Genomic DNA, 21166 nt, shown 5'->3' with positions numbered 1-21166 from the left:
CTCATACCTCCCTTGTACTGAGCTGTTTTGTATATTTTACCATCTCATGGATCACATAGAAAGCCACGGCTGCCTCTGTGATGGGCATGGCAAACCAGATCGCATTTCCGCCAAACGTGGCCGGAAGCAGATAAATAAGGATGCCGCTTATCACGAGCCCTCTGGCCACCGACGCGATGAAGGCCACCCTCGGCTTCATCAGAGCCTGGAAATAGTATGTGGAAAAGATGTTCAGCGGCAGGAGCAAAAAGGAGAGACCGTAGCACCGGAAGATGGAAGGCGCGATCTTTAGTACCCCCGCCGTGGGCGCCATGAAGAACCGGATAAATACATTTGGCATCAGCATCGACAAAGCCGTCCAGAACAGGCTGAAAAAGGCTGCCGTCCCCAGAGCGTATTTCAGCGTCTCCCGTATCCTGTCTCCCTTTCCCGCTCCAAAGTTGGTGGATATGATGGGCTGAGAAGCCTGCCCCACACTGTAGGAGCAGCACTGCACGAAGGTGCTGATATTTACAATGACTCCGTACACCGCCAGGGCGTTCGTGCCAAGGTAGATCATGATCTGACGGTTGAAAAGGATGGTCAGTATGCCCATGGCCACATCGATGAAGAAGGTGGAAAATCCGGTCACTGTGATTTCTTTTAATTTATAGAGGAGTCTCTCCGGTCTCACCAGGCGGAGCGTGTTCTTCTTCATAAAGAAGTGTGACAGCATGGCCAGGAAGCTGATGGTGGAGCCGATAGCTGTGGCAAGCCCCGCGCCGTATGCTCCCATATTGCAGACAAACACAAAGAAGTAATCCCCGAAGATATTAAAGATACCTCCTGCCAGCACGGCCCCTGTGGCCAGCGCCGGATTTTTGTCGTTTCTTAAGTAGGCGGCCAGCATCTGGTTAAAAAGGAAAAACGGGATGGCTGCCTTGACAGGCTGCACATATTCCCTGGCCAGTGTCAGCGTATGGTCCTGTGCCCCGAAGAAAAGAAGGAGCTGTCTGTCAAAGCAGATGATGACCGCCCAGATGATCAGCGCCAAAATGATGGAGCCTGTCACCGAGGCTGTAAAATACTCGTTTGATTTCCGAACATCCCCGTCCGCTTTTCCCCGGATGGTGCTGAAAAGGACGGACCCTCCGGTCCGTGGTACTGCCCTACCATGGCCATGTCCACGATAGAGTAGATGGACGTGATCAGCGCGCTTCCAAAGACGGCTGACAGATACTTGAAATAAATGGTCTTGATCTTCCCGCTCAGAAAATCCATTCTCTCATCCTCCTGCTGCAAAAAATGTGTCTTCCCCCGAAAGAGCCTGCGCCGGAAAAGCCGGAATACAGTCCGGTCAAAATGCAGTCCGCAAAGAAAAAACCGGATAAGGAACAAGCGTAAGGCTCGTCTCTTATCCGGTCCATCATTTCCGCCGAATGACTTTCCCTCCGAGGAACGGGCATCTTAAGCCCGCCTCTTATCCGGCTGTCTGCATGATCCTGTGCTCCTGCAGCCAGCCCTCCGAGAACTGTAGGTTAGTGTATCACAGGAGATTTTGTTTGTCAAACAGCGCCGAAGCACGCTTCAGGTAATCCTTTAAGAGGAAGGCACAAAAGTATGGGAAACTATAGATTCCATCACTGTATCCAATATTCCCCCCTGTAAATTTAATCCCGCATTGAATATCTGGATAGCGTTCGCTTTTTATCAGTGTTCGGAGAGATTTCGCAGTTCCACGTTTTGCTTTTACTTCTACAGGAATAAGCGCCTCTTTGGTTCTCACGAAAAAGTCCTCTTCCAGCGTAGAATCTTCTCTCTTGTAGTAATACAGGCCATACCCGCTTTTAGTCAGCGCTTCCCCTACAATATTTTCATAGAGAGCGCCTTTATAGACACCCAGATTTTTGTTTGCCCGCAGATCTTCCTGCGCCTCTTCATCCAGCATCGCCACGAACAATCCCGTATCAAAAACATAAATCTTGTACTTGGTATCGTCATAATTCCCCCGAAGCGGAAGTTCAGGGAAATTCAGGCAGTAACAGATGTTAATGATCCCTGCGTCCCGCAGCCATTCGATGCAGCCGCGGTAGTCCTTGAACCGTGCTCCCTTTGCGACCTTGGAAATCTGGAACTTCTTATTGTCCTTTGCCAGCTGGACAGGAATCTGCTCAAACACATTCAAAATCCTGGTCTGATCCATTCCGTCTGCATACTTTCTGATAGCTTCTCTGTAATCCTCCAGAAGCTGGCGCTGGATATCCAGTGTCCCCTCAAAGGTATTTCTTTCGATATACTCCCGTACAACCGCAGGCATACCGCCAAGGATGCAATAATCCAGAAACAGATCACTGTATCCCCGCATCATGGCTTCCGTGAAAGGTTTCTCTGTCTCCATGTGCCACAGCATCTCCTCGATTGCTGCACGGTCGTACCCCTTTGCCCACAGGAACTCCTCAAAATCCATGGAGTACATATTATAGTCCATTTTATAGCCCACACTGTTGCTTTCAATCCGCTTGTAGGAAATCCCCAGCAGAGAGCCGCTGCAGATCACGTCAAAACGTCCGTCGATCTTAAAGAACTTCAACGCAGTTGCAATTTCCGGATATTCCTGAAGCTCATCGAAAAACAGAAGCGTCTCTCCGGGTTCAAACCTTTTGGAGGGATCCATTCGGGAAATGTTGCGGATGATATCTTCCGGCTTGTAGCCATTCTCCGTGATGAGCTTGTATTTGGGTTCCTCCACAAAGTTGATATAGATCACGCTTTGATAGGTGTCTTCTGCGAAATGGAGGATGGACTCCGTTTTTCCCACCTGCCTCGGTCCTTTCACAATAAGCGGCTTCCGGTTTGGATCTTTTTTCCATGAGTGCAGATATCCGTCTATTTTTCGCTTCAAATATGTCTCCGGCATGTACATCGCTCCTCTCTGTATCTATATTATACAAAAATCGAGCGAATTATTCAAGATTTGTCGCAAAAAATGAGCGAGTTTTATATGAACATCAGCAAAAAATGAGTGAGTTATCATAGCTTACAACAAAAAAATGAGCGACTTTCAACTACCAACGTTCTGAAAGCAGGAAATCTGACAGATGCACGATCCGGATGCCATTCTCAATTCCAACGTCCATGCCATTTGTTGTCACCACGTATTTCGGATAGTGGTCCGGGATTTCCATTAAGTTGCCAATTTCCCGGTCTGAATTTTCAGGAAGCTGTACACAGACCTGAACATAGATCTTCTCATCACGGCGCACACCAATAAAATCTATTTCTCTGGCTGCATTCTTTCCTATATAGACTTCATAGCCGCGTCGCTTCATTTCCAGGAACACAATATTTTCAATAGCACCATCCAGCATCTTTCGGTTATAACCCAAAAGACAATATTTTAGAGTGACATCCGCAAGGTAGTATTTTTCCTGCGTCTTCAGAATACTTTTCCCCTGGATATCATAGCGATGGCAGGGATACACGATAAAAGCCTGCTCCAGCCAGCGCAGATAATTATAAATGGACTCTACAGAAACCGTCCGGTGCTCACTTTTTAAAAATCTTGCGATAGAGTTTGCGGAAAAAGTCTTTCCCATATTTTCAACAATATACTTCACCACTCTGTCAAAAAGATCCTGCCGGTTGATCCGATGACGCTTTACAATATCTCTGGAGATTACTGTATGGTAGATGCCATTGACGATCTGGTAGGCGCTCTGCTCGTCATACCTGCCCAAAGCAATGATGGGAAAGCCACCAAAGCGGATATATTCCTCCAGCAATTCCTTTTCAGAACGGGAATCCCGGCTCTTAAACTCCAGATATTCCTTAAAAGACAGTGTATAGACAGGAATGGATACGAACCTCCCTGTCAGATACGTGGATAATTCGCTGGACATCAATTTTGAATTGGAGCCAGTCACATAGATATCAACGTTCTGCCCTTCAAACAGGCTGTTGACACATCGTTCCCATCCTTTGACTTCCTGTATCTCATCCAACAGCAGATAGCAGTGCCCTTTTCCCTGAAGCTGTTCCATCAGTTCCCTGTACATATCCGCTGCAGATATATCTTCCGGGATATCCATTTCCGTATACCTTTTTTGTATAATATGGTCATCCGGAATCCCACGGCTCCGAAGCTCTTCTGCGAGCATTTCGAAAATAGTGGATTTCCCACTCCGGCGAATACCTGCAAGGATTTTCACAACAGGCTTGTCAATAAAAGGCGAAACTGCCTTAATATAGTCCGGTCTGACAATCATGCGAATGCCTCCTTTCATGTAAAAGAAAATCTGGACAAAACACCCAGTTCATCATTTCTGTTTACATTATTATACCCAAAGTTTATCGCTTATACAATAGTTTTTAGTGTTAGACAGGAAAAACTATATTTATAATATATATTTTTCCATCGTTTCGTCAAAAACGCATAACTAAATTAATTCTTGCCACATCCCTCATAACGATACAGGATGTACCGTTACGGTGTAAGATCTAACTTTACAACTCCTGCTCCTTAACTTCTGGTTCTACCCGCACATTTACGTTTGTACTTCTTGGTGCCACGTCAGCACCACCTTTCTGGCGTTATAAAATAATTCACAATAACTTCTATTGACATATACCCTGAAATTATTTATAATCATAACAGCGTTTCAAAACAGTGTTATGGATTAGTTGAAAGGAAATGGCACCACTATGGCAAAACAGATTGAAGGCGTATATGAAGCGATACTTTCCTGCGCCAAGAAGGAATTTTTAGAAAAGGGCTATAAAGATGCCTCCCTGCGAGTCATCGCCCAGGAGGCCGGCACCAGCACCGGCTCCATCTATACCCGCTTTGGAGACAAGGAGGGGCTTTTTGAGGCGATCGTCGGTCCCGCTGCCGGCCAGCTCACGGAAATGTTTTTAAAGATACAGAAGGATTTCCACAATCTGAACGAAGATACACAGCGAGCCGAAATGGGGAAGTATACGTCTGAGCATCAGATTGATATGCTGGATTTTATTTACGATCATTTTGATGAATTCCGGCTTCTCCTGGACTGTGCGGAGGGCACCCGCTTCTCTGCCTTTCTGGATAAGCTGGTAGACATTGAAGTAGATTACACTTACAAATATATGGAAGTCATTGGATGCGAGAGCGTAAAATCTGGACTGATCACCGAGGAATTTATCCACATTGTCACGACCGCCTATTTCAACGGCATGTTCGAGGTCGTGCGGCACAGGATGAAGAAGGCTGACGCAGACAAATACATCCGGCTTCTCAACCGCTATCACATGCAGGGATTTACCACTATATTCAACCCGGAGCAGGAGGTTCCGGGAAGTACTTCCGGTTTCTGACTACAGCAGGAACAGCGATCACCGGTAATCAGACCGTTTCCTGTCCGGTACCGCAGGCGGCGGTCTTTTTATAAAATATACGGTTAGCTTTTTCTAACTTAAAAGGAGGAATTTTTATGCAGGAAAAAAGTCCTATGCTCCGGCTTTGGGAGCTTGGGGAACAATATCACGGCGGACTGATACGGGCAGTCCTTTCCGCGTCCGTCGGCGTCTTATGCGGCGTACTGCCGTATTTTGCAGCAGCGCAGATCATCATCGGGCTCATCCATTCTGAGCAGGACACTTCATTTTATCTGTTCTGGTGCTGCCTGGCACTGGGAGGCTACATCCTGCGGGCGGTCCTCTACGCGCTCGCACTCTCCATGTCGCACAAAGCGACCTTTGCTATCCTAAAAAATATCCGGGAGCGTATCCTTGCCAAGCTTCCGAAGCTCCCTCTGGGAACCGTCATGGACACCCCCAGCGGCCAGCTGAAGCAGATCATCGTAGACCAGGTGGAGAGCATGGAACGGCCGCTGGCCCACCTTCTGCCGGAGATGACGTCCAACATACTGGCGCCGGTGTGCATTCTGATCTATCTGTTTGTCCTTGACTGGCGGATGGCGCTCCTCTCCCTTGTCTCCATTCCTGTGGGAATGGCGTTCATGATGGCTGTGATGACCAATTACGGGAAACAATATGAAGGGTCCGTCAAGGTTACGCAGGCAATGAACTCCACCATCGTGGAATATATCGGCGGCATTGAGGTGATCAAGGCATTTAACCAGGGAAAAAATTCCTATGAAAAATTTTCCCAAAGAGTGCTCGCAAACGCATCCTACTTCTATCAGTGGATGAAGAGCTGCCAGCTCCCGGTATCCATTTCGCGGACGCTGGCGCCTACGACACTGATCACCATTCTTCCTGTGGGCTGGGCCATGTATCTGGGTGGTTCCCTGGATATCGAAACTTTTATTACTGTTATCATCCTCTCCCTGGGCATTGCCGGCCCTCTGCTTGCCGCCATGGATTTCGTGGACAGTCTGGCAAAGGTGGGGACCATCGTAGGTGAAGTTGACTCCATCTTAAGCAGCGAAGAACAGCAGCACGGCATGACGCCGGTATCTTTCAGCTCTGAGGATATCCGGCTGGATCATGTGTCCTTCGGCTATCATGCGGATCAGGAAATCCTGCATGACGTTTCTCTGTCCATCCCGTCCGGAACCATGACTGCGTTTGTCGGTCCGTCAGGCAGCGGGAAATCAACGATTGCAAAGCTGATCGCAGGATCCTGGGATGTGAAGAAGGGAAAGATTACCCTGGGCGGACATGACCTGAAAGACATTCCTCTTTCCCAGCTCTACGAACAGACTGCGTTTGTCTCCCAGGACAACTATCTGTTCAATGAATCGGTAAGGGAGAACATCCGCATGGGAAAACCCGGGGCCAGCGACAGGGAGGTGGAGGCCGCGGCTAAAGCCGCAGGCTGCGATCCTTTCATACGGAAACTGGAGAACGGCTACGACACCGTGGTCGGCGGAGGAGGCGCTCATCTCTCCGGCGGGGAGCGCCAGAGGATCGCCATCGCGCGGGCCATGCTAAAAGATGCCCCCATCGTGATCCTGGACGAGGCCACCGCATATATCGATCCCGAAAATGAGGCTGTGGTCCAGAAGGCTGTGGCCAGGCTGGTAAAAGGGAAGACTGTCATTGTCATCGCCCACCGCCTCTCCACCATCACGGACGCGGACAAGATATTTGTCGTGTCGGCCGGACGGATAACGGCAGCCGGGACACATGAGGAACTCTTAGAGCGGAGCAGTCTGTACCATGAAATGTGGCAGGCACATATCGGAGCAAAGGATGGTGACGCAGCATGATCGCAGTATTGAAAAAGCTTTATCAGTTTGCAGGAGACGAACAGAAAAACATCAACAAATCCATTTTCTGGGGCTTCTTTTACGCAGTATTCCACATGTTCCAGATCGCGGCGATCTATTTCATCGTGCTCGCCCTCACCGGCGGGGACAGGACATACCGCGCGGCGTGGACCGCTCTCCTGCTTCTCGTATCCAGCATAGCCGGGAGGGCTCTCATCAACCGCTTCACCCAGCTTCAGCAGACACACGCGGGGTACTTCATGGTCGCAAATAAAAGAATTGCCATCGGCGACAAACTGAAACGGATTCCCATGGGATATTTTAATGACAGGAGCCTTGGCGAGATCACCGGTATCTCCACTACCGTGCTTGATGTGGTGGAAAGCAACGGGCCTGTGGTGCTTGTCAATATCCTCAGCGGTTTTATCAATTCCCTTGTATTTCTACTCTGTGTGTTCGGATTCGACTGGCGCATCGGGCTTCTTGCCCTCGCAGGCACACTGCTCTACCTGCTCATCACTTCCGCCATGGAGAAAAAATCCGCTCAGGTGACGCCCCGCCGCCAAGAATCCGAGGCGCAGCTTGTGGACGCGGTGCTGGAGCAGATACAGGGGATGAGCGTGATCAAGTCCTTTAATCTGACCGGAAAAGGTGACCGCCGGGTCAGGGAAGCGCTGGAATATAACCGGAAGAGCAATCTCGACATTGAGCGCCTCTTCACCCCTTATATGGTTGCCCAGGAGTTAAGCCTGCATCTGTTTTCTGTGCTGACCATGGGCGCCGGGATCATTTTCTGCCTGAACGGGAGCATGGCGCTTTCCGATGCCCTGATGACCGTTGTCATCTCCTTTTTGGTCTTCTCGCAGATCCAGTCAACGGGAAGCGCTGTATCCCTGCTGCGTGTCGTCGGAAGCTCCATCGACCATGCGGAGCAGATTGACGAGATCCCGGAAATGGACAGTACCGGAAGACCGGTATATCCCAAAAAGCATGACATTTCTTTCGATCATGTGAGCTTTTCTTATGATAAGAGACCGATACTCAAAAATGTAAATGTAACGATACCGGACCGCACCACCACTTCCATCATAGGCCCAAGCGGTTCCGGAAAGACCACTCTGTGCAGTCTGATCGCCCGGTTCTGGGACGTAGGCAGCGGCTCTGTCCGCATCGGCGGCACAGATATCCGGGAGTATACACTGGAATCCCTCATGGACCAGATCAGCATGGTATTCCAGAACGTATATCTCTTTGCGGATACGGTCGAGAACAATATCAAATTCGGGAAGCCGGACGCTGACCACGAACAGGTTGTCGCCGCGGCGAAAAAAGCCTGCTGCCATGATTTCATCTCTGCTCTGCCGAAAGGCTACGACACAGTGATCGGGGAGGGAGGCGCCACGATGTCAGGCGGTGAAAAGCAGCGCATCTCCATTGCCCGGGCCATGCTGAAAAATGCGCCCATCATTATCTTTGACGAGGCCACGGCAAATGTTGACCCGGAAAACGAAGATAAGCTGCAGAAAGCCATGGAGGAGCTGATGTGTGACAAGACGATCCTGATGATCGCCCATCGGCTGAAGACCGTGCAGAAGGCCGACCAGATCCTTGTGCTGGACGAGGGACGGATCGTGCAGAAGGGGACCCACGAAGAACTCAAGGATACGCCCGGTATCTATCGGGATTTCCTGGAGGTCAGGAAAGAAGCTGCGGGGTGGAAATTGTAAGAACAGAGGAAGCTGTCACAAATAAGTCCGATGAAACTCAGGAAGGCTCCTTTTGGAGCCTTCTGTATATTGTATAGCGTATATCATATAGCCGATATCCATTTCACTGTTTTACGGAACGCGTCTTCGCGGCTACGCCGGCATTCTTCCGGATATTGTCTCTCTATTTTAAACATTTTCAGCTTAGGCGGATTTAAAGGGACAAGAATGTGACCGCCTCTTTGCTGGGCCACATGATGTCTTTCTTTGCGTAAATGAACAGAATGCTTCCCCGGATGTTCTCCACACGGATGGCCGTATCCTCATCAAATTGTTTCAGCGGCCCTTCGTAGATGTAGGATAACTCGAACTGCCGGTGGAGGATCAGGTTCCGGATTGCCGGCCCATATTTCAGATGGGCTGTCATACATGGAAAATCCTTTCCCCTGTATGTGAATTCCGATGCGGATGAAAAAGTTTTCGACGCCATGCCTCTATTCCCATGCATGCCTCCCCATATACAGTGCATCGGAGAGAGTGCGACTACGCCGCAGACATCCGGCATAAGGGAAGCGCAGAGCAAAGCCAGCTCAGCTATCCCAGCCCATCCAGCCAGGAGCGTATCTCCTCCCGGGCGTCCATGGCTCCCGAGGCGCTGACGGCTATTCCCTCCTGCACGTCCGCACCTGGCTGGAGCTCCCCGATCCGGCTCACCGTATCGGAAAATCCGCTGCCCCCGGATGTGACAAAGGGAATGACCGTCTTTCCTGACAGGTCGTACTCCTCCAGAAAGCTGTAGACAGCCATGGGCATATCGCCCCACCAGATGGGATACTAAAATGGAGCACGTTCCCCTCATGCCTTGATTTTACTGGGCTTAACGGTATGTACATCTGTGTTTTGTGTTACAATTTGTTGAGTCCTTTTTACTAACTTCGTCCGCTTTTCTCTCAAGACCAAAGCATACTTCTTTTTGTAAGGATGCATTATGATTTTCTCTCCATAATACACCTTTACAAAAAGAAGTATACTCTCCGATAGTAACCATCGGTCAATATTTTTTTACCTGTTTCCTATAAATTTTTTAATTTTGTTTAAATTCTCCCCACACGTATTTTAACTTGCTTCTAACAAATTTATTACTCTGCTTTTGCCTTTGCCATCGCAGCAATATCCCCCACACCGTTCAAAACCATAGTTGGACGATACGCATAAGTTTTAAGTGTATCCTTCGTTGAACACCCTGAGAGAACCAGTACTGTAGACATACCACTTTCCATACCTGAAATCACATCTGTATCCATGCGGTCCCCAACCATTACTGCTTCTGCTGAGTGACATCCAAGCATATTTAATCCTGTTCGCATCATCAGCGGATTCGGTTTTCCGCAGAAATATGCCTGTGTACCTGTTGCCATTTCGATTGGTGCAACTAACGCCCGACAAGCTGGTGCAATGCCGTTCTCAATCGGCCCGGAAACATCTGAGTTTGCTCCGATCAGCTTTGCACCTTTCAGGACCAAATTCGTTGCTTTTGTTAATGTATCCAATGAATAGGATCGTCCCTCTCCCACAACAACATAATCCGGATTCACATCATTCATTGTGATACCTACATCATAAAGTGCATTTAACAGACCGGCTTCTCCTATCACAAATGCTGAACATCCTGCCGCCTGTTCTTTTAAAAAAGCTGCTGTTGCCAATGCACTGGTATAAAAATGTTCTTCCGGCACATCAAGTCCCATCCTTGCCAGTTTCTGATTTAATTCCCGTGGTGTATACCCGCTATTATTTGTCAAAAATAAGTATTCCTTCTTTTCATCATGTAACCACTGAATGAATTCTGGAACACCTGGCAATATCTGATTGCCATGATAAATCACACCATCCATATCGCAGATGAACCCTTTTTTCTCGTTAAAATCAATTATGGAATTTCCCATATTCATATATGCCCTGCCTTTCTTTTTCTTTAGAGTACGCCTTGTTCTTTTACTTCTGAAAAATCTATTTTCTACGACCATTGTAATATCGTATCATACGCACATAAAATCAAATACATAACGGCGTGAAATCAAAGTAAATTATTCTATCAGCAGAACCTTTTATGACAATATATCTTTTACACATGTGCTCCGATAGTCACTAGGCGATATTTTATGTCTTTCCTTAAATACCCGGTTAAATGTTCTCTGACTTTCAAAGCCACTATCCAGGCAAATATTTGTAATAGAATCACTCGTATTTTCCAAACGATGACATGCGTAGTTGAGCCTTGCATCGTTAAGATACTGGTTGAAATTCCTATGAAATGTTTTGGAAAAGAGTCTGGATAAGACATATTTGCTTACTCCAAGGTCTTTCGCCATCTCTTCCAGTGAAAGCTTCTTTTTGAAATTTGCTGATATATAGGAAACCGTCTGGTAAATAAGGTCATTGCTCCCCACATGGCTCTTCTCTACCAGATTCAGTTTTCCTATGCAGCGTGCCAACACAATTTGAAGATAAGCCTGTGCGACTGTAATATCCGACTGTTCTGTCTCTAAGATCGCATTGATAACCCTATATACCTCCGGCTCAACCTTTTCCGCTTTGATAACTGGATATTCAGGAGCCATGGACTGCATGATATCTGCAAATTTACCAATCGTAAAGGGCGATGCGATCAGATAAGTCGCTTTATTTACACCGGGTGTCAGTACCTGATAGTGATGAATAATATCCGGAAATACAAAGCCTATATCTCCTTTTTCCATATGGTAAAGTTCCTGTCCGACACCAAGCTCTAATGTTCCACTTGTTACACAAACAATCTCCAGTGCATTATGAAGATGTGGTTCAATATGTTTTGACTTTTTATTTACTGCTATGATCTCCTCTTTTGTGTCAACATATTTTAACTGCATGAAATACTCCCCTTTGCAACATTTGTCTATATCTTCTTTCGATTTGGCAAGCAATCCTTTTTCATCTATCCTATAATCAACTTGTAAACAAGGAAAGGAGGAATCGCAAATGAGCAATCTTAAAAAATATCTGAACGACCTTTTAGTATTCTACGCTGACTATTTTGAGCATCCATATCATGTATAAATACTAAAAGGACTATTTTGTGAAAACTGAATATTTTTTCTTAAGACCATTTCACAAAAATGAAGTGGTCCTTTTTTTATAAACTTTCAATAAATCTTTTGAATGCAGCTTTCCCTTCCTCTGTTCTCTTATAAACTCCTGCATCCTCCAGGACTTTCGTAAATACAATCCCAATTTCTTTCTGTACGATAGAATGAATATTACTGTCTGTAATCTCGTATTTTGGCATCCATTCCTCTGCCCAGTCAGCATGGGCAGCCATCCCGTTAAGCATTCCAATTGCTTCTTCATATGTAAAAGCATTGTCTAATTGAAGATTCAATCAGACAATGCTTTTTCCTTCAAATCTTACTCCATGTCTGATGCATCTGTTACTTCATCTGCAGTAATCCCTTTTTCTGCTTTCAGTTTCTTATTTGCACCTTCTACATTCATTCTTGAAAGTACAAACATAATCAATACATCAAAGATTAATGGAAGCCACAGATACATAAACTGCATCATATCAAGTGCTGATTGTGGCTGAGTTGCATTTGTTCCTACATAGCCGCTGAACTCGAGCATCCATCCAACAACAGCTGTTCCAATACCTCCACCGATCTTTACACCAAGAGACGTACAAGAGTACATAGTTCCGTCAATTCTCTTTCCCTGTGTAAGATAAGTGTATTCAGAGCAGGATGCGATAACCGCATTCATATCTCCCTGCCATGGTCCCTGTCCTAATGCTGCAAGAGCCGTAAATGCCATCATCAGCGGAACGCTACCCATATATCCGGCAACAACAACAAGTGCTCTACCGATAACTGCTAAGATATAACCTCTTAAGTTCAGTTTGTACATACCTTTCCACTTACCAACTAAAGTTGGTGTGAAAATCAAAGCAATGATCAGTGGAATATTAACTGCCCATGCAAACTGTCCGAACAAGTTTTTGTTTTTCAGTACCCATGTCATGTAATAAATACCGGCTCCAATCATGGCACTGTATAACTGCTGTAAAATGTAAGTTCCACAGATCATCATGTAATATTTGTTTTTGATAAGAAGCTTAAATGCCTGTACCATTCCGTACTTCTCATCCTCATTTTTTACTTCTCCTTCGTTAAGTTCCTCTTCTGGAAGTTCTTTAACAGAAAGAGCAGAAATTGTATTTACAATAAGACCAATAATTGCATAAATAATTGCTACAGTTCTCCATGCAGCTGCATCTCCACCACACTTATCTACAAATCCAACTGTAATTGCCTGAATCAGAACGCTTGTTGAAAATGCAAAAATGAAACGGTAAGATCCCATCTGCACACGTTCTTTGCTGTTCTTTGTGATGAGTGATGTAAGTGCTGAATATGCAATATTATTAGCTGTATAAAACACACCATTTAACAGTGTATAAGAAATAAAGAACCATGCATATTTAGCGGTTGTTCCCCAGCTGACTGGTACTGCAAAACAGCAGACTAATGTAATGGCACATCCAATATAGCCATACAACATCCAAGGCTTTGCTTTTCCCATTTTGCTGTGTGTTTTGTCGATCATTGATCCAAAGAATATATCTGTAAAACCATCAAATAATTTTGATACGGCAATCAGGGTACCTACGACACCAGCAGCAAGTCCTACTAAGTCTGTCAGATAGACCATCATAAAAGATGTCAGGAACGCATAGACTACATTACCTGCGATATCACCTGAACCATATCCAATTTTGTTATACCATTTTAAATACTTTTTTTCTTCCATAGAATTCTTTTGCTCCTCATATTCATCGCACTTAGAATCTCAAGATGCCTAACAGTATGGTGCCTAATTCTAAATTTTTTGCTTTGTTTTTGTCTGATTGTTCTGTATATCCGGACTTTACAAAACACCCAGACTCTCCTTCCTTGTTAACGGGTTACTTAAAACTTTATTATCCCTTTACATACGGAACCAGAGTAAACTGGAACCGGAATAATACATCATTAAATCGATACTGATCCAATACAACCGGACCACAACTGTTAGAACCTATTCCATTTAATGCATAGTCAACACAAAATACCACGCTGTCTGATTCTGTCAATTCATAATTATGCGTTTTCTTCTCAAGTTCTTCCTGTGTATAATAAGAAGCATTGAATGAAAACGCCTTTTCTGCGGATGCCACAATTCCATATCGGCTGTTGTTAAGCTCTACATATTCACAATCATAATGGCTTCCGTTTTCCTGTGGACGGATATAGTCCTCATGTAAATCCCCTACATTTGCCCGGTACAGACTGTGACTCGCTGCCTGATGTTTATCACGATAGCTCTCCTGTGGTCCCATTCCAAAGTATCTGGCATCCGAAAGTTTCTTATCCAAAAACATTCTCACTCCAAATCTCGGAAGATCCGGGAACTCTCCATCTTTTGTTACTGCTATATCTGCATCAATCTTTCCTGCAGCAGCTATTTTCCATGTAATCGTCACATCAAGAATCTTCTGTACCGTCTCTGCCACAACGGAAGCATGGCTTGTAATCTTCACACCATGTTTTCCCTGTGCAACCTCTGTCGTATAGGCTCTTGTGTAAGCCTTATCATAGTGAGCTTTCTTCCATTCAGACTTGATGTACATATCGTTATCTGTTGGAGCTCTCCAAATATTCAACTCCATCGGATGATTCAGATATTCCCGTCCTGCAAATTTCATCTCTGTAAAGAGAGCCGTACGTCTGTCTATGGTGTAGGAAAATTCACGACCTTTGATATGAATCTGTGTATCATTTTCATTCACCTGTAATTCAGAGTTCGTTGCTGTTTTTTCCATCCATTTCTCTGCGAGCTGACATTTTGCATCTTTCTGACTTACCTCAATTTCATCAAATCCCAGAATGTGGTCTTCCTCTAACAGTGGCATTTCTTTTTTCAGATGGTAAATAAGTTTTAAATAGCATTTTCCGCTTTCTGGAACATTGACTTTCAGATTTGTCTTTCCTTCACTGTGTGGTGCCACAGACACTTCTGAAAGTTTACCTTTTCCGATTACAAGACCATCTTGCGTCAGTTCATAACCGATGTTTACATAATCATTCAGGTCATCAAAATCCATATAATTGTGAAGTACCAGCTCTCCACTTTCTTTATCATAAGAAACCACCCTTGCCGGACGATAGACATTCTTGTATTCCAAAAGTCCTGTGTGGGCAGTTCTGTCCGGATATACTAATCCATCCATGCAGAAATTGCCATCATGGATATCTTCGCCATGATCTCCTCCGTAGGCATAGATTGTCTTTCCATTCTCAGCAGTGCCATGAGCAATCGCATGGTCACACCATTCCCAGACAAAGCCGCCGCACATTTTATCATTATCCTGTATCATCTGGAAGTAATCTTCAAAATCTCCAGGGCCATTTCCCATGCTGTGGCAATATTCTACCAGAAGGAATGGTTTGCTTCCGTCCTTGTCCAGATATTCCTGAATCTCGGAAAGTGCCGGGTACATACGGCTGTACACATCCAAGTTGCTGTAATCATATGTTTCATCATAATTACGGTATCTTGCACTCTCATACTGTGTGATACGGTCCGGATCAAATTTCTTTGTCCAAGCAAGTGCTTTTTCAAAGTTGCAACCATAAGCACTTTCATTTCCCATTGACCACATGACAATACAAAAACGGTTTTTATCACGTTCTACCATGAGTTTCACACGGTCAACGATAGCTGATTCCCATGCCGGATCATCGGCAATCTTTTCATTCCACCGCTTGAATCGATTGTAATCCGTGTCTTCTTTTCTGTAGAGCATAAATGGTCCATGAGCCTCTATATCTGCTTCATCTATCACCATAAATCCATACTTGTCACACATTTCATAGAAGAATGGTGCATTCGGATAATGGCTGGAACGGATAGCGTTAAAATTGTGCTGCTTCATTAGCGTAAGATCGGTTGTAATCTGTTCCACACTAATTGTAAATCCAGTAACCGGATCAGAATCATGTCGATTGACACCACGGAATTTAATCTTCTGTCCGTTTAAGTAAATAACCTGATCTTTGATCTCTATCTTTCTGAGTGCGATATGATCTACAATTACTTCATTTTCTGTTTCAAGGATCAGTTTGTACAGGTATGGATTTTCTGTATTCCAAAGCTCCGGACTTGCAATCTCTAACACCGCTGTTCCTTCTTCGGTAATACTTCCTACTGCGACAACTGCTCCATTTTTATCTTCAATCGAAATTTTTACATTTGCCGGAGAGTAGAATTTCACATCAAGTTCTATCTTTGCAAGCATATCCTCAATCTTTGTTTTTATATGATAATCGCTGATTGCCTGCTCCGGACGTTTCAAAATGTACACATCCCGGAAAATTCCACTCATACGGAATTTGTCCTGATCTTCCAGATACGAACCGTCACACCACTTCATGACCAGAACTGCTATGCTGTTCTCTCCGTCCTGAAGGAGGTCGGTGATATCAAACTCACTGGTCATATGAGAAACCTGACTGTACCCTATATAAGAACCATTGACCCATACATAAAAGCAGCTGTCTACACCTTCAAAATTCAAAAAGGCTTTTGGTGCATTTTCATCTTTATGATAGTCAAAAGTATGTGCATATGCTCCACACGGGATATCCTGTGGTACATACGGTGGATCAAATGGGAACGGATACCGGATGTTTGTATACTGGTGTGTGTCATATCCTGCCATCTGCCATACACTCGGAACCTGAATCTCGTCAAAGTTTTCTGTATCATAATCCTTCTCAAAAAAAGATTCCTGAATATCATAGATGCTGTTATAATACTGAAATTTCCAAGTTCCGTTTAATAACTGCATACGGTCTGATTCTTCCCTGTGTTCCACCAGGTTGTCCATTCTTTTGGATGCCGGAACATAATAGGCTCTGGCTGGCATTGTGTTTTCATGCAGTACACTTAAATCCTCATAATAACGTGGTACAATCATAAATAACTCTCCTTCAATACATATACATTTTTTTATACGTTGTTCTCCCACAGCAAGTCTTGTTCTTTACTTTTTTGTTTACGTTTCTTTGTTTTTCTATACATAGCTTATCCTAATCCGCAAAATATGTCTATGAATTGGATTAGACAAAATATGCACTAAATGATACAATGGTAAAAAGTAGGAAAAGAGGTGCTGCCCTATGTATATAAATACTGGTTATCTGAACCACTCCCATATGGATTTCAAAGACAAAAGTCGCCCACTGATTGTAGGAAGCTGTGGTACTTATCGCCTTTCCAGCCATCCAAAATTACCAACCTACCGTCCAAGGGGACGCCTGGATTATCAGATCATCTATATCACTGCCGGTTGTGGACATTTTCATTTTGACAATGTAGATAACGAAACGATTGTTCCCGCCGGTAATATTGTGCTGTACAGACCGAAGGAACTTCAGAAATATGAATATTATGGGGAAGATAAAACAGAAGTATACTGGATTCACTTTACTGGCAGCAATGTAAAAAATATCTTGCGTCAATATGGATTTCCGGATAAAGAACGGGTTTTCCAAGTCGGCACATCTATGGAATATGAACGGGTTTTTAAGCGTATTATCATCGAACTCCAACGCTGTCAGGATGATTATGAGGAAATGCTTGTTCTTCTGCTTCGTCATCTACTAATCACTTTCCACCGAGAACTGACACGAGAACATATTCTGAAAAACGAATACCTGGATCAGGAAATGAACACTGCAGTTACCTATTTCAGCGAAAATTATAATCAGGACATCAACATAGAGGATTACGCAGCCTCACGAGGCATGAGTGTCAGTTGGTTTATCCGGAATTTCAAAAAATACACCGGTTCCACACCAATGCAATTCATCGTAGGAATCCGGATCAGCAATGCTCAGATGTTACTTGAAACAACAACCTATTCCATCAATGAAATCTCTAAAATCGTCGGATATGATAACCAGCTGTATTTCAGTCGGCTTTTTCACAAGCTGAAAGGATATTCACCGCGAGAATACCGAAAGCTGAGAAACAAATTCTGAAATCCACAAAGAGGATACCACAGAATCATCAAAGCAATGATTTGTGATATCCTCTTCGCACTTTTGCTAAGCTGTATAATGGTGGAGCAATTGGTATATCGGCTTCCTTTCTTGGACTTCGCGTCCGTAAAACAGACTGATAACCAGCTCCTCATTCGCAGCGATCATTTCCCATTCCTTTCTTTTCACAAATTTTCATCTGTCATTGTAGAACGGGTTTTTAAACTAAATTTAAACTTTCAGGGGGCTGTTTTTGAAATATCTGTGAAATGCATTTATGAAAAGCCACGGCCGTTGTAAAGAATTTTCTTATCATTTATAATGAACAGAGACATACCGGACAGTGTCTGCCGATCCGGCAGATGGAAAGGGAGGACAGCGCACCGTGACACGCGAGGAAGCCTGCCGCATCCTGGGGGTCTCCCCGGGCGCGGCACCGGACCAGATAAAAAGGAAATACCGTCAGCTCATGCACCGGCTCCACCCGGACGTGGGGCCCTCAGAGGAGGACCTGCATCTGGCCTGGCAGGTCAACGCCGCCTACGCCCTTCTCAAGAGGACCTGGCCCGCAGGCGCCTCCTCCCTGGCCGGGCCTGAGACTGCCTCAGGCGTATTCCGCCGCAGGGATACCTGTCACCGTTCACGCCGAACCGCTGCCCGGCGCAGCGCCTGGGACGCCCCGGTCAACAGCCACGCCTATCGGGAGCGGGACATCCTCTGCTGCGCCGAGGACAGCGAGGGGGAGGTGATCGGCACCTTCACTGCCGCCAGAGGCCGATACTTCTGGACCACAGAGGAGGACTTCCCCCTCTTTCTGCGCAGCATCTACCTGTGCGGGAAGGAGCTGTTGGACGAGGTCGATGCCTCCCTGGAGAGAGCCTCCTCCCCCTCCTGCCGCAGCCGGTTCCATGCGGACCTCACCTACCTGCTGGCCCAGCAGTACATAGACGCCTCCTCCCTCCTTAAGGAGCTGGCGGCCAGGACCACCTCCGACCGGGAGGGTCAGGAGATTTACTATTTTCCCGCCATGCTGGAGACAAAGGGAAAGGGGCTTCCCGGTCTCCCAGGCTCCCTGCCGGCAGATGCGCCCCTCTTCCCGTCAGGCGTGAGGGACCGCCGCCTCTACCTGAAGGACATCTCGGGACAGGAGGCCGGATACCTGTCCTTTTCGGACGACCGGCTGTACTATGTCCTGGTCCCCCTCTTTGAACAGAGACGGGTCCTTGTCCGTCTCCGCGCGGCCGGGGAAGGCGAAACATCTTCCCTGTCAGCCGGGAAGAGAGCTGCCGCCAGGCAGAAAAGAAGCGCCGGATACCGGCGCCTCCACCTGTGGCTGAAGTTCAAAAAAGAAGAAGACAAAAGCCGGCTGCCTGAAAGCCTGAACCTTCAGATCAGCCAGCTCCTTGAGCACTACATGGCCTCCCTCTCCTGACCGGGACGGGAGGCTTTGTCCATCTCGTACACTGTGTCCGCCAGGTTCATGGTGGATTTCCTGTGGGACACGAGCACCACGGTCCGGTCCTTCTTCTCCGCCTCCAGAGACTTCAGGATAATACCCTCGTTCAGAGAGTCCAGATTGCTGGTAGGCTCATCCAGGAGAAGGAAGGGTGCATCGTGGAGAAAGGCTCTGGCAATGCCTATCCTCTGCCTCTCTCCCCCTGAGAGGGTGTCTCCCAGCTCTCCCACCTCCGTCTCATAGCCCTTTGGCAGGGACAGGATGAAGTCGTGGACAGAGGCCTTTTTCGCTGCCTCCACGATCTCCTCCATGGACGCCCCGGGCTTTCCCACGGCGATATTGGCGGCGATGGAGTCGTGGAAAAGGCTTGTCTCCTGCGTCACATAGGACTCCATCTCCCGCAGGTCCGCTGTGTTGATCTCCCGCACATCCCTGCCGGAAATGAGGATCTTCCCCTCCCGGACGTCAAAGAAGCGCATCAAAAGCTTCAGGAAGGTGGACTTCCCGGAGCCGCTGGCCCCGTGGATGCCGATCACCTTTCCCTTGGGTATCTCCACAGAGTAGTCCCACAGGATTTCCTCCTCCCCGTATCCAAAGCTGACCTTCTCGGCCTGCGCTCCCCCAAAATCTGTGTGCTCCCTTCCGCTTACCTCCTCCACCTGGGGCTCCTCCTCCAGGATGGACAGGACACGCTCGCCTGCCGCCAGCGTCTGGTTCAGATTGTTGGACAGGTTGGAGAGAGCTGTCACAGGACCAAAGGAGCCCATCATGGCAATGGTGGCGATGACCATACCCACCAGGTCCGCCTCCCCGGCCTGCTTCGTGACTATCATGAGAAGGAGCATGGCAAGAGAAAAGAGAAGGATGACCAGGTTGGTGACCGACTTTTGGGACGCCTCCAGGCGGTTCAGATTTTTCTGCAGAGCGCCCAGGCTGTCTGACCGCTCTTCCATCTGCCTTCTTCTCCTCTCTCCCTGGCCGTACTGGATGGTCTCGTCCAGCCCCCGCAGGGAGTCCAGGATAAAGCTGTTCAGGTCCCCAAAGGCGCTGCGAAACTCCATGCCGGCCCCGCCTCCTCTTTTTCCGAACACAAGGGGGAGCACAGCTCCCACCGCGGTGTAGCCTGCCAGCGCCAGCACCGCCCCCGCCGGGGAAAACTGCCCGATGAACAGCACCATCACAAGGGAGGTCGCTACGGCGATGGCAATGGGGGAGATGGTGTGGGCGTAAAACACCTCCAGAAGCTCGATGTCCGACGTGATGACCGATATCAGGTTGCCCTTGTCCCGCCCCTCCAGCCTGGCCGGACAGAGCCTTCTCAGGGCGGCAAACACCTTGTGCCTGATGATGGCCAGCAGCTTAAAGGCGATAAAATGGTTGCAGTACTGCTCCCCATAGTGGAGCACGCCCCTGGCCACCGCCAGGACAATGAGGAGGACAAAAAGTGTCCCCGGCTCCATCCCCAGGAGAAGCCCCGCTGTCCCCGGGTTCAGCTCCACGCCTGCGGCCACCAGCAGGATGTGCAGCAGCCCAAATCCTGCCAGGATGGTGAGAAAGATGGCGCACAGATAGCCCAGCGTTCCCAGAAGGATTGCCAGGAGCATGACCGGCAGAAGCGGGGTCACCAGCCCCACGAGGCGGCCCATGATTCTGATGCCGCTACGCCGCATGGGGGTGTTTCTCATCTCACCGCTGCCT

General features: G+C 47.0%; 16 protein-coding genes and 1 pseudogene. 5 read left to right on the top strand and 12 right to left on the bottom strand.

Annotated features, from left to right (window positions below):
• Position 1 precedes the first annotated feature (1 nt).
• From B5E62_RS05290 to B5E62_RS05280, 4 genes are all read right to left on the bottom strand, one after another.
• Positions 2-1033, bottom strand: a complete 1032-nt coding sequence (locus tag B5E62_RS05290; protein ID WP_330398013.1) for an MATE family efflux transporter — start codon at positions 1031-1033, stop codon at positions 2-4.
• Positions 1034-1047: 14 nt separating this feature from the next.
• Positions 1048-1260, bottom strand: a complete 213-nt coding sequence (locus tag B5E62_RS17485) for a hypothetical protein (RefSeq protein WP_330398012.1) — start codon at positions 1258-1260, stop codon at positions 1048-1050.
• Positions 1261-1525: 265 nt separating this feature from the next.
• Positions 1526-2896 carry an ATP-binding protein gene (locus B5E62_RS05285; RefSeq protein ID WP_087173583.1) on the bottom strand — a complete coding sequence of 457 codons (1371 nt, stop codon included), beginning with the start codon at positions 2894-2896 and terminating at the stop codon, positions 1526-1528.
• Positions 2897-3044: 148 nt separating this feature from the next.
• On the bottom strand, positions 3045-4244 hold the full coding sequence (locus tag B5E62_RS05280; RefSeq protein WP_087173582.1) for an ATP-binding protein: 1200 nt from the start codon (positions 4242-4244) through the stop codon (positions 3045-3047).
• 436 nt (positions 4245-4680) lie between these two features.
• On the opposite strand from B5E62_RS05280, the gene B5E62_RS05275 reads away from it, so the two are divergent.
• The 3 genes from B5E62_RS05275 (at position 4681) to B5E62_RS05265 (ending at position 8917) form a co-directional block, all read left to right on the top strand.
• A complete protein-coding gene (locus B5E62_RS05275) occupies positions 4681-5331 on the top strand; it encodes a TetR/AcrR family transcriptional regulator (RefSeq protein ID WP_087173581.1) in 651 nt (216 codons plus the stop codon).
• Positions 5332-5447: 116 nt separating this feature from the next.
• Positions 5448-7190, top strand: a complete 1743-nt coding sequence (locus tag B5E62_RS05270; RefSeq protein ID WP_087173580.1) for an ABC transporter ATP-binding protein — start codon at positions 5448-5450, stop codon at positions 7188-7190.
• On the top strand, positions 7187-8917 hold the full coding sequence (locus tag B5E62_RS05265; RefSeq protein ID WP_087173579.1) for an ABC transporter ATP-binding protein: 1731 nt from the start codon (positions 7187-7189) through the stop codon (positions 8915-8917). The genes B5E62_RS05270 and B5E62_RS05265 overlap by 4 nt, the downstream gene beginning before the upstream one ends.
• A gap of 193 nt (positions 8918-9110) precedes the next feature.
• On the opposite strand, the gene B5E62_RS17725 is transcribed toward B5E62_RS05265, so the two are convergent.
• The 7 genes and pseudogenes from B5E62_RS17725 to B5E62_RS05230 form a co-directional block, all read right to left on the bottom strand.
• Positions 9111-9323 (bottom strand): hypothetical protein, encoded by a 213-nt coding sequence (locus B5E62_RS17725; protein ID WP_442911348.1) that lies wholly within the window; start codon positions 9321-9323, stop codon positions 9111-9113.
• Positions 9324-9490: 167 nt separating this feature from the next.
• The gene (locus B5E62_RS05255) at positions 9491-9724 is read right to left on the bottom strand and encodes a flavodoxin (RefSeq protein ID WP_275532575.1); all 234 of its coding nucleotides are present in this window, start codon (positions 9722-9724) and stop codon (positions 9491-9493) included.
• A 311-nt stretch (positions 9725-10035) separates the two neighbouring features.
• Positions 10036-10848 (bottom strand): HAD-IIA family hydrolase, encoded by an 813-nt coding sequence (locus tag B5E62_RS05250; RefSeq protein ID WP_087173576.1) that lies wholly within the window; start codon positions 10846-10848, stop codon positions 10036-10038.
• Positions 10849-11004: 156 nt separating this feature from the next.
• Entirely contained in the window at positions 11005-11805 is an 801-nt protein-coding gene (locus B5E62_RS05245) for a helix-turn-helix domain-containing protein (protein WP_087173575.1), read from the bottom strand.
• A 263-nt stretch (positions 11806-12068) separates the two neighbouring features.
• A pseudogene (locus B5E62_RS05240) lies at positions 12069-12254 on the bottom strand (UDP-glucose--hexose-1-phosphate uridylyltransferase); the annotation flags it as partial.
• Between the two features lie 86 nt (positions 12255-12340).
• On the bottom strand, positions 12341-13738 hold the full coding sequence (locus tag B5E62_RS05235; RefSeq protein ID WP_087173574.1) for an MFS transporter: 1398 nt from the start codon (positions 13736-13738) through the stop codon (positions 12341-12343).
• 169 nt (positions 13739-13907) lie between these two features.
• Positions 13908-16946, bottom strand: coding sequence for a glycoside hydrolase family 2 TIM barrel-domain containing protein (locus B5E62_RS05230; protein WP_087173573.1), 3039 nt, complete (start codon positions 16944-16946; stop codon positions 13908-13910).
• A 202-nt stretch (positions 16947-17148) separates the two neighbouring features.
• Here B5E62_RS05230 and B5E62_RS05225 point away from each other — a divergent pair, with 202 nt between their 5' ends.
• The gene (locus B5E62_RS05225; protein ID WP_087173572.1) at positions 17149-18012 is read left to right on the top strand and encodes an AraC family transcriptional regulator; all 864 of its coding nucleotides are present in this window, start codon (positions 17149-17151) and stop codon (positions 18010-18012) included.
• Positions 18013-18397: 385 nt separating this feature from the next.
• A complete protein-coding gene (locus B5E62_RS05215; RefSeq protein ID WP_087173666.1) occupies positions 18398-19444 on the top strand; it encodes a J domain-containing protein in 1047 nt (348 codons plus the stop codon).
• Here B5E62_RS05215 and B5E62_RS05210 read toward each other — a convergent pair.
• Positions 19423-21153: an amino acid ABC transporter ATP-binding/permease protein gene (locus tag B5E62_RS05210; protein WP_087173665.1), complete on the bottom strand. Its 1731-nt coding sequence runs from the start codon at positions 21151-21153 to the stop codon at positions 19423-19425. The two genes, B5E62_RS05215 and B5E62_RS05210, sit on opposite strands and share 22 nt — an antisense overlap.
• Between the last annotated feature and the right edge of the window lie 13 nt (positions 21154-21166).

The sequence above is a fragment of the Lachnoclostridium sp. An118 genome (assembly GCF_002160985.1).
Taxonomy (GTDB): Bacteria; Bacillota; Clostridia; order Lachnospirales; family Lachnospiraceae; genus Claveliimonas; species Claveliimonas stercoravium.
The sequence above is the reverse complement of the archived record's forward strand: the minus strand, read 5'-3'. Positions and strand labels throughout refer to the sequence as shown.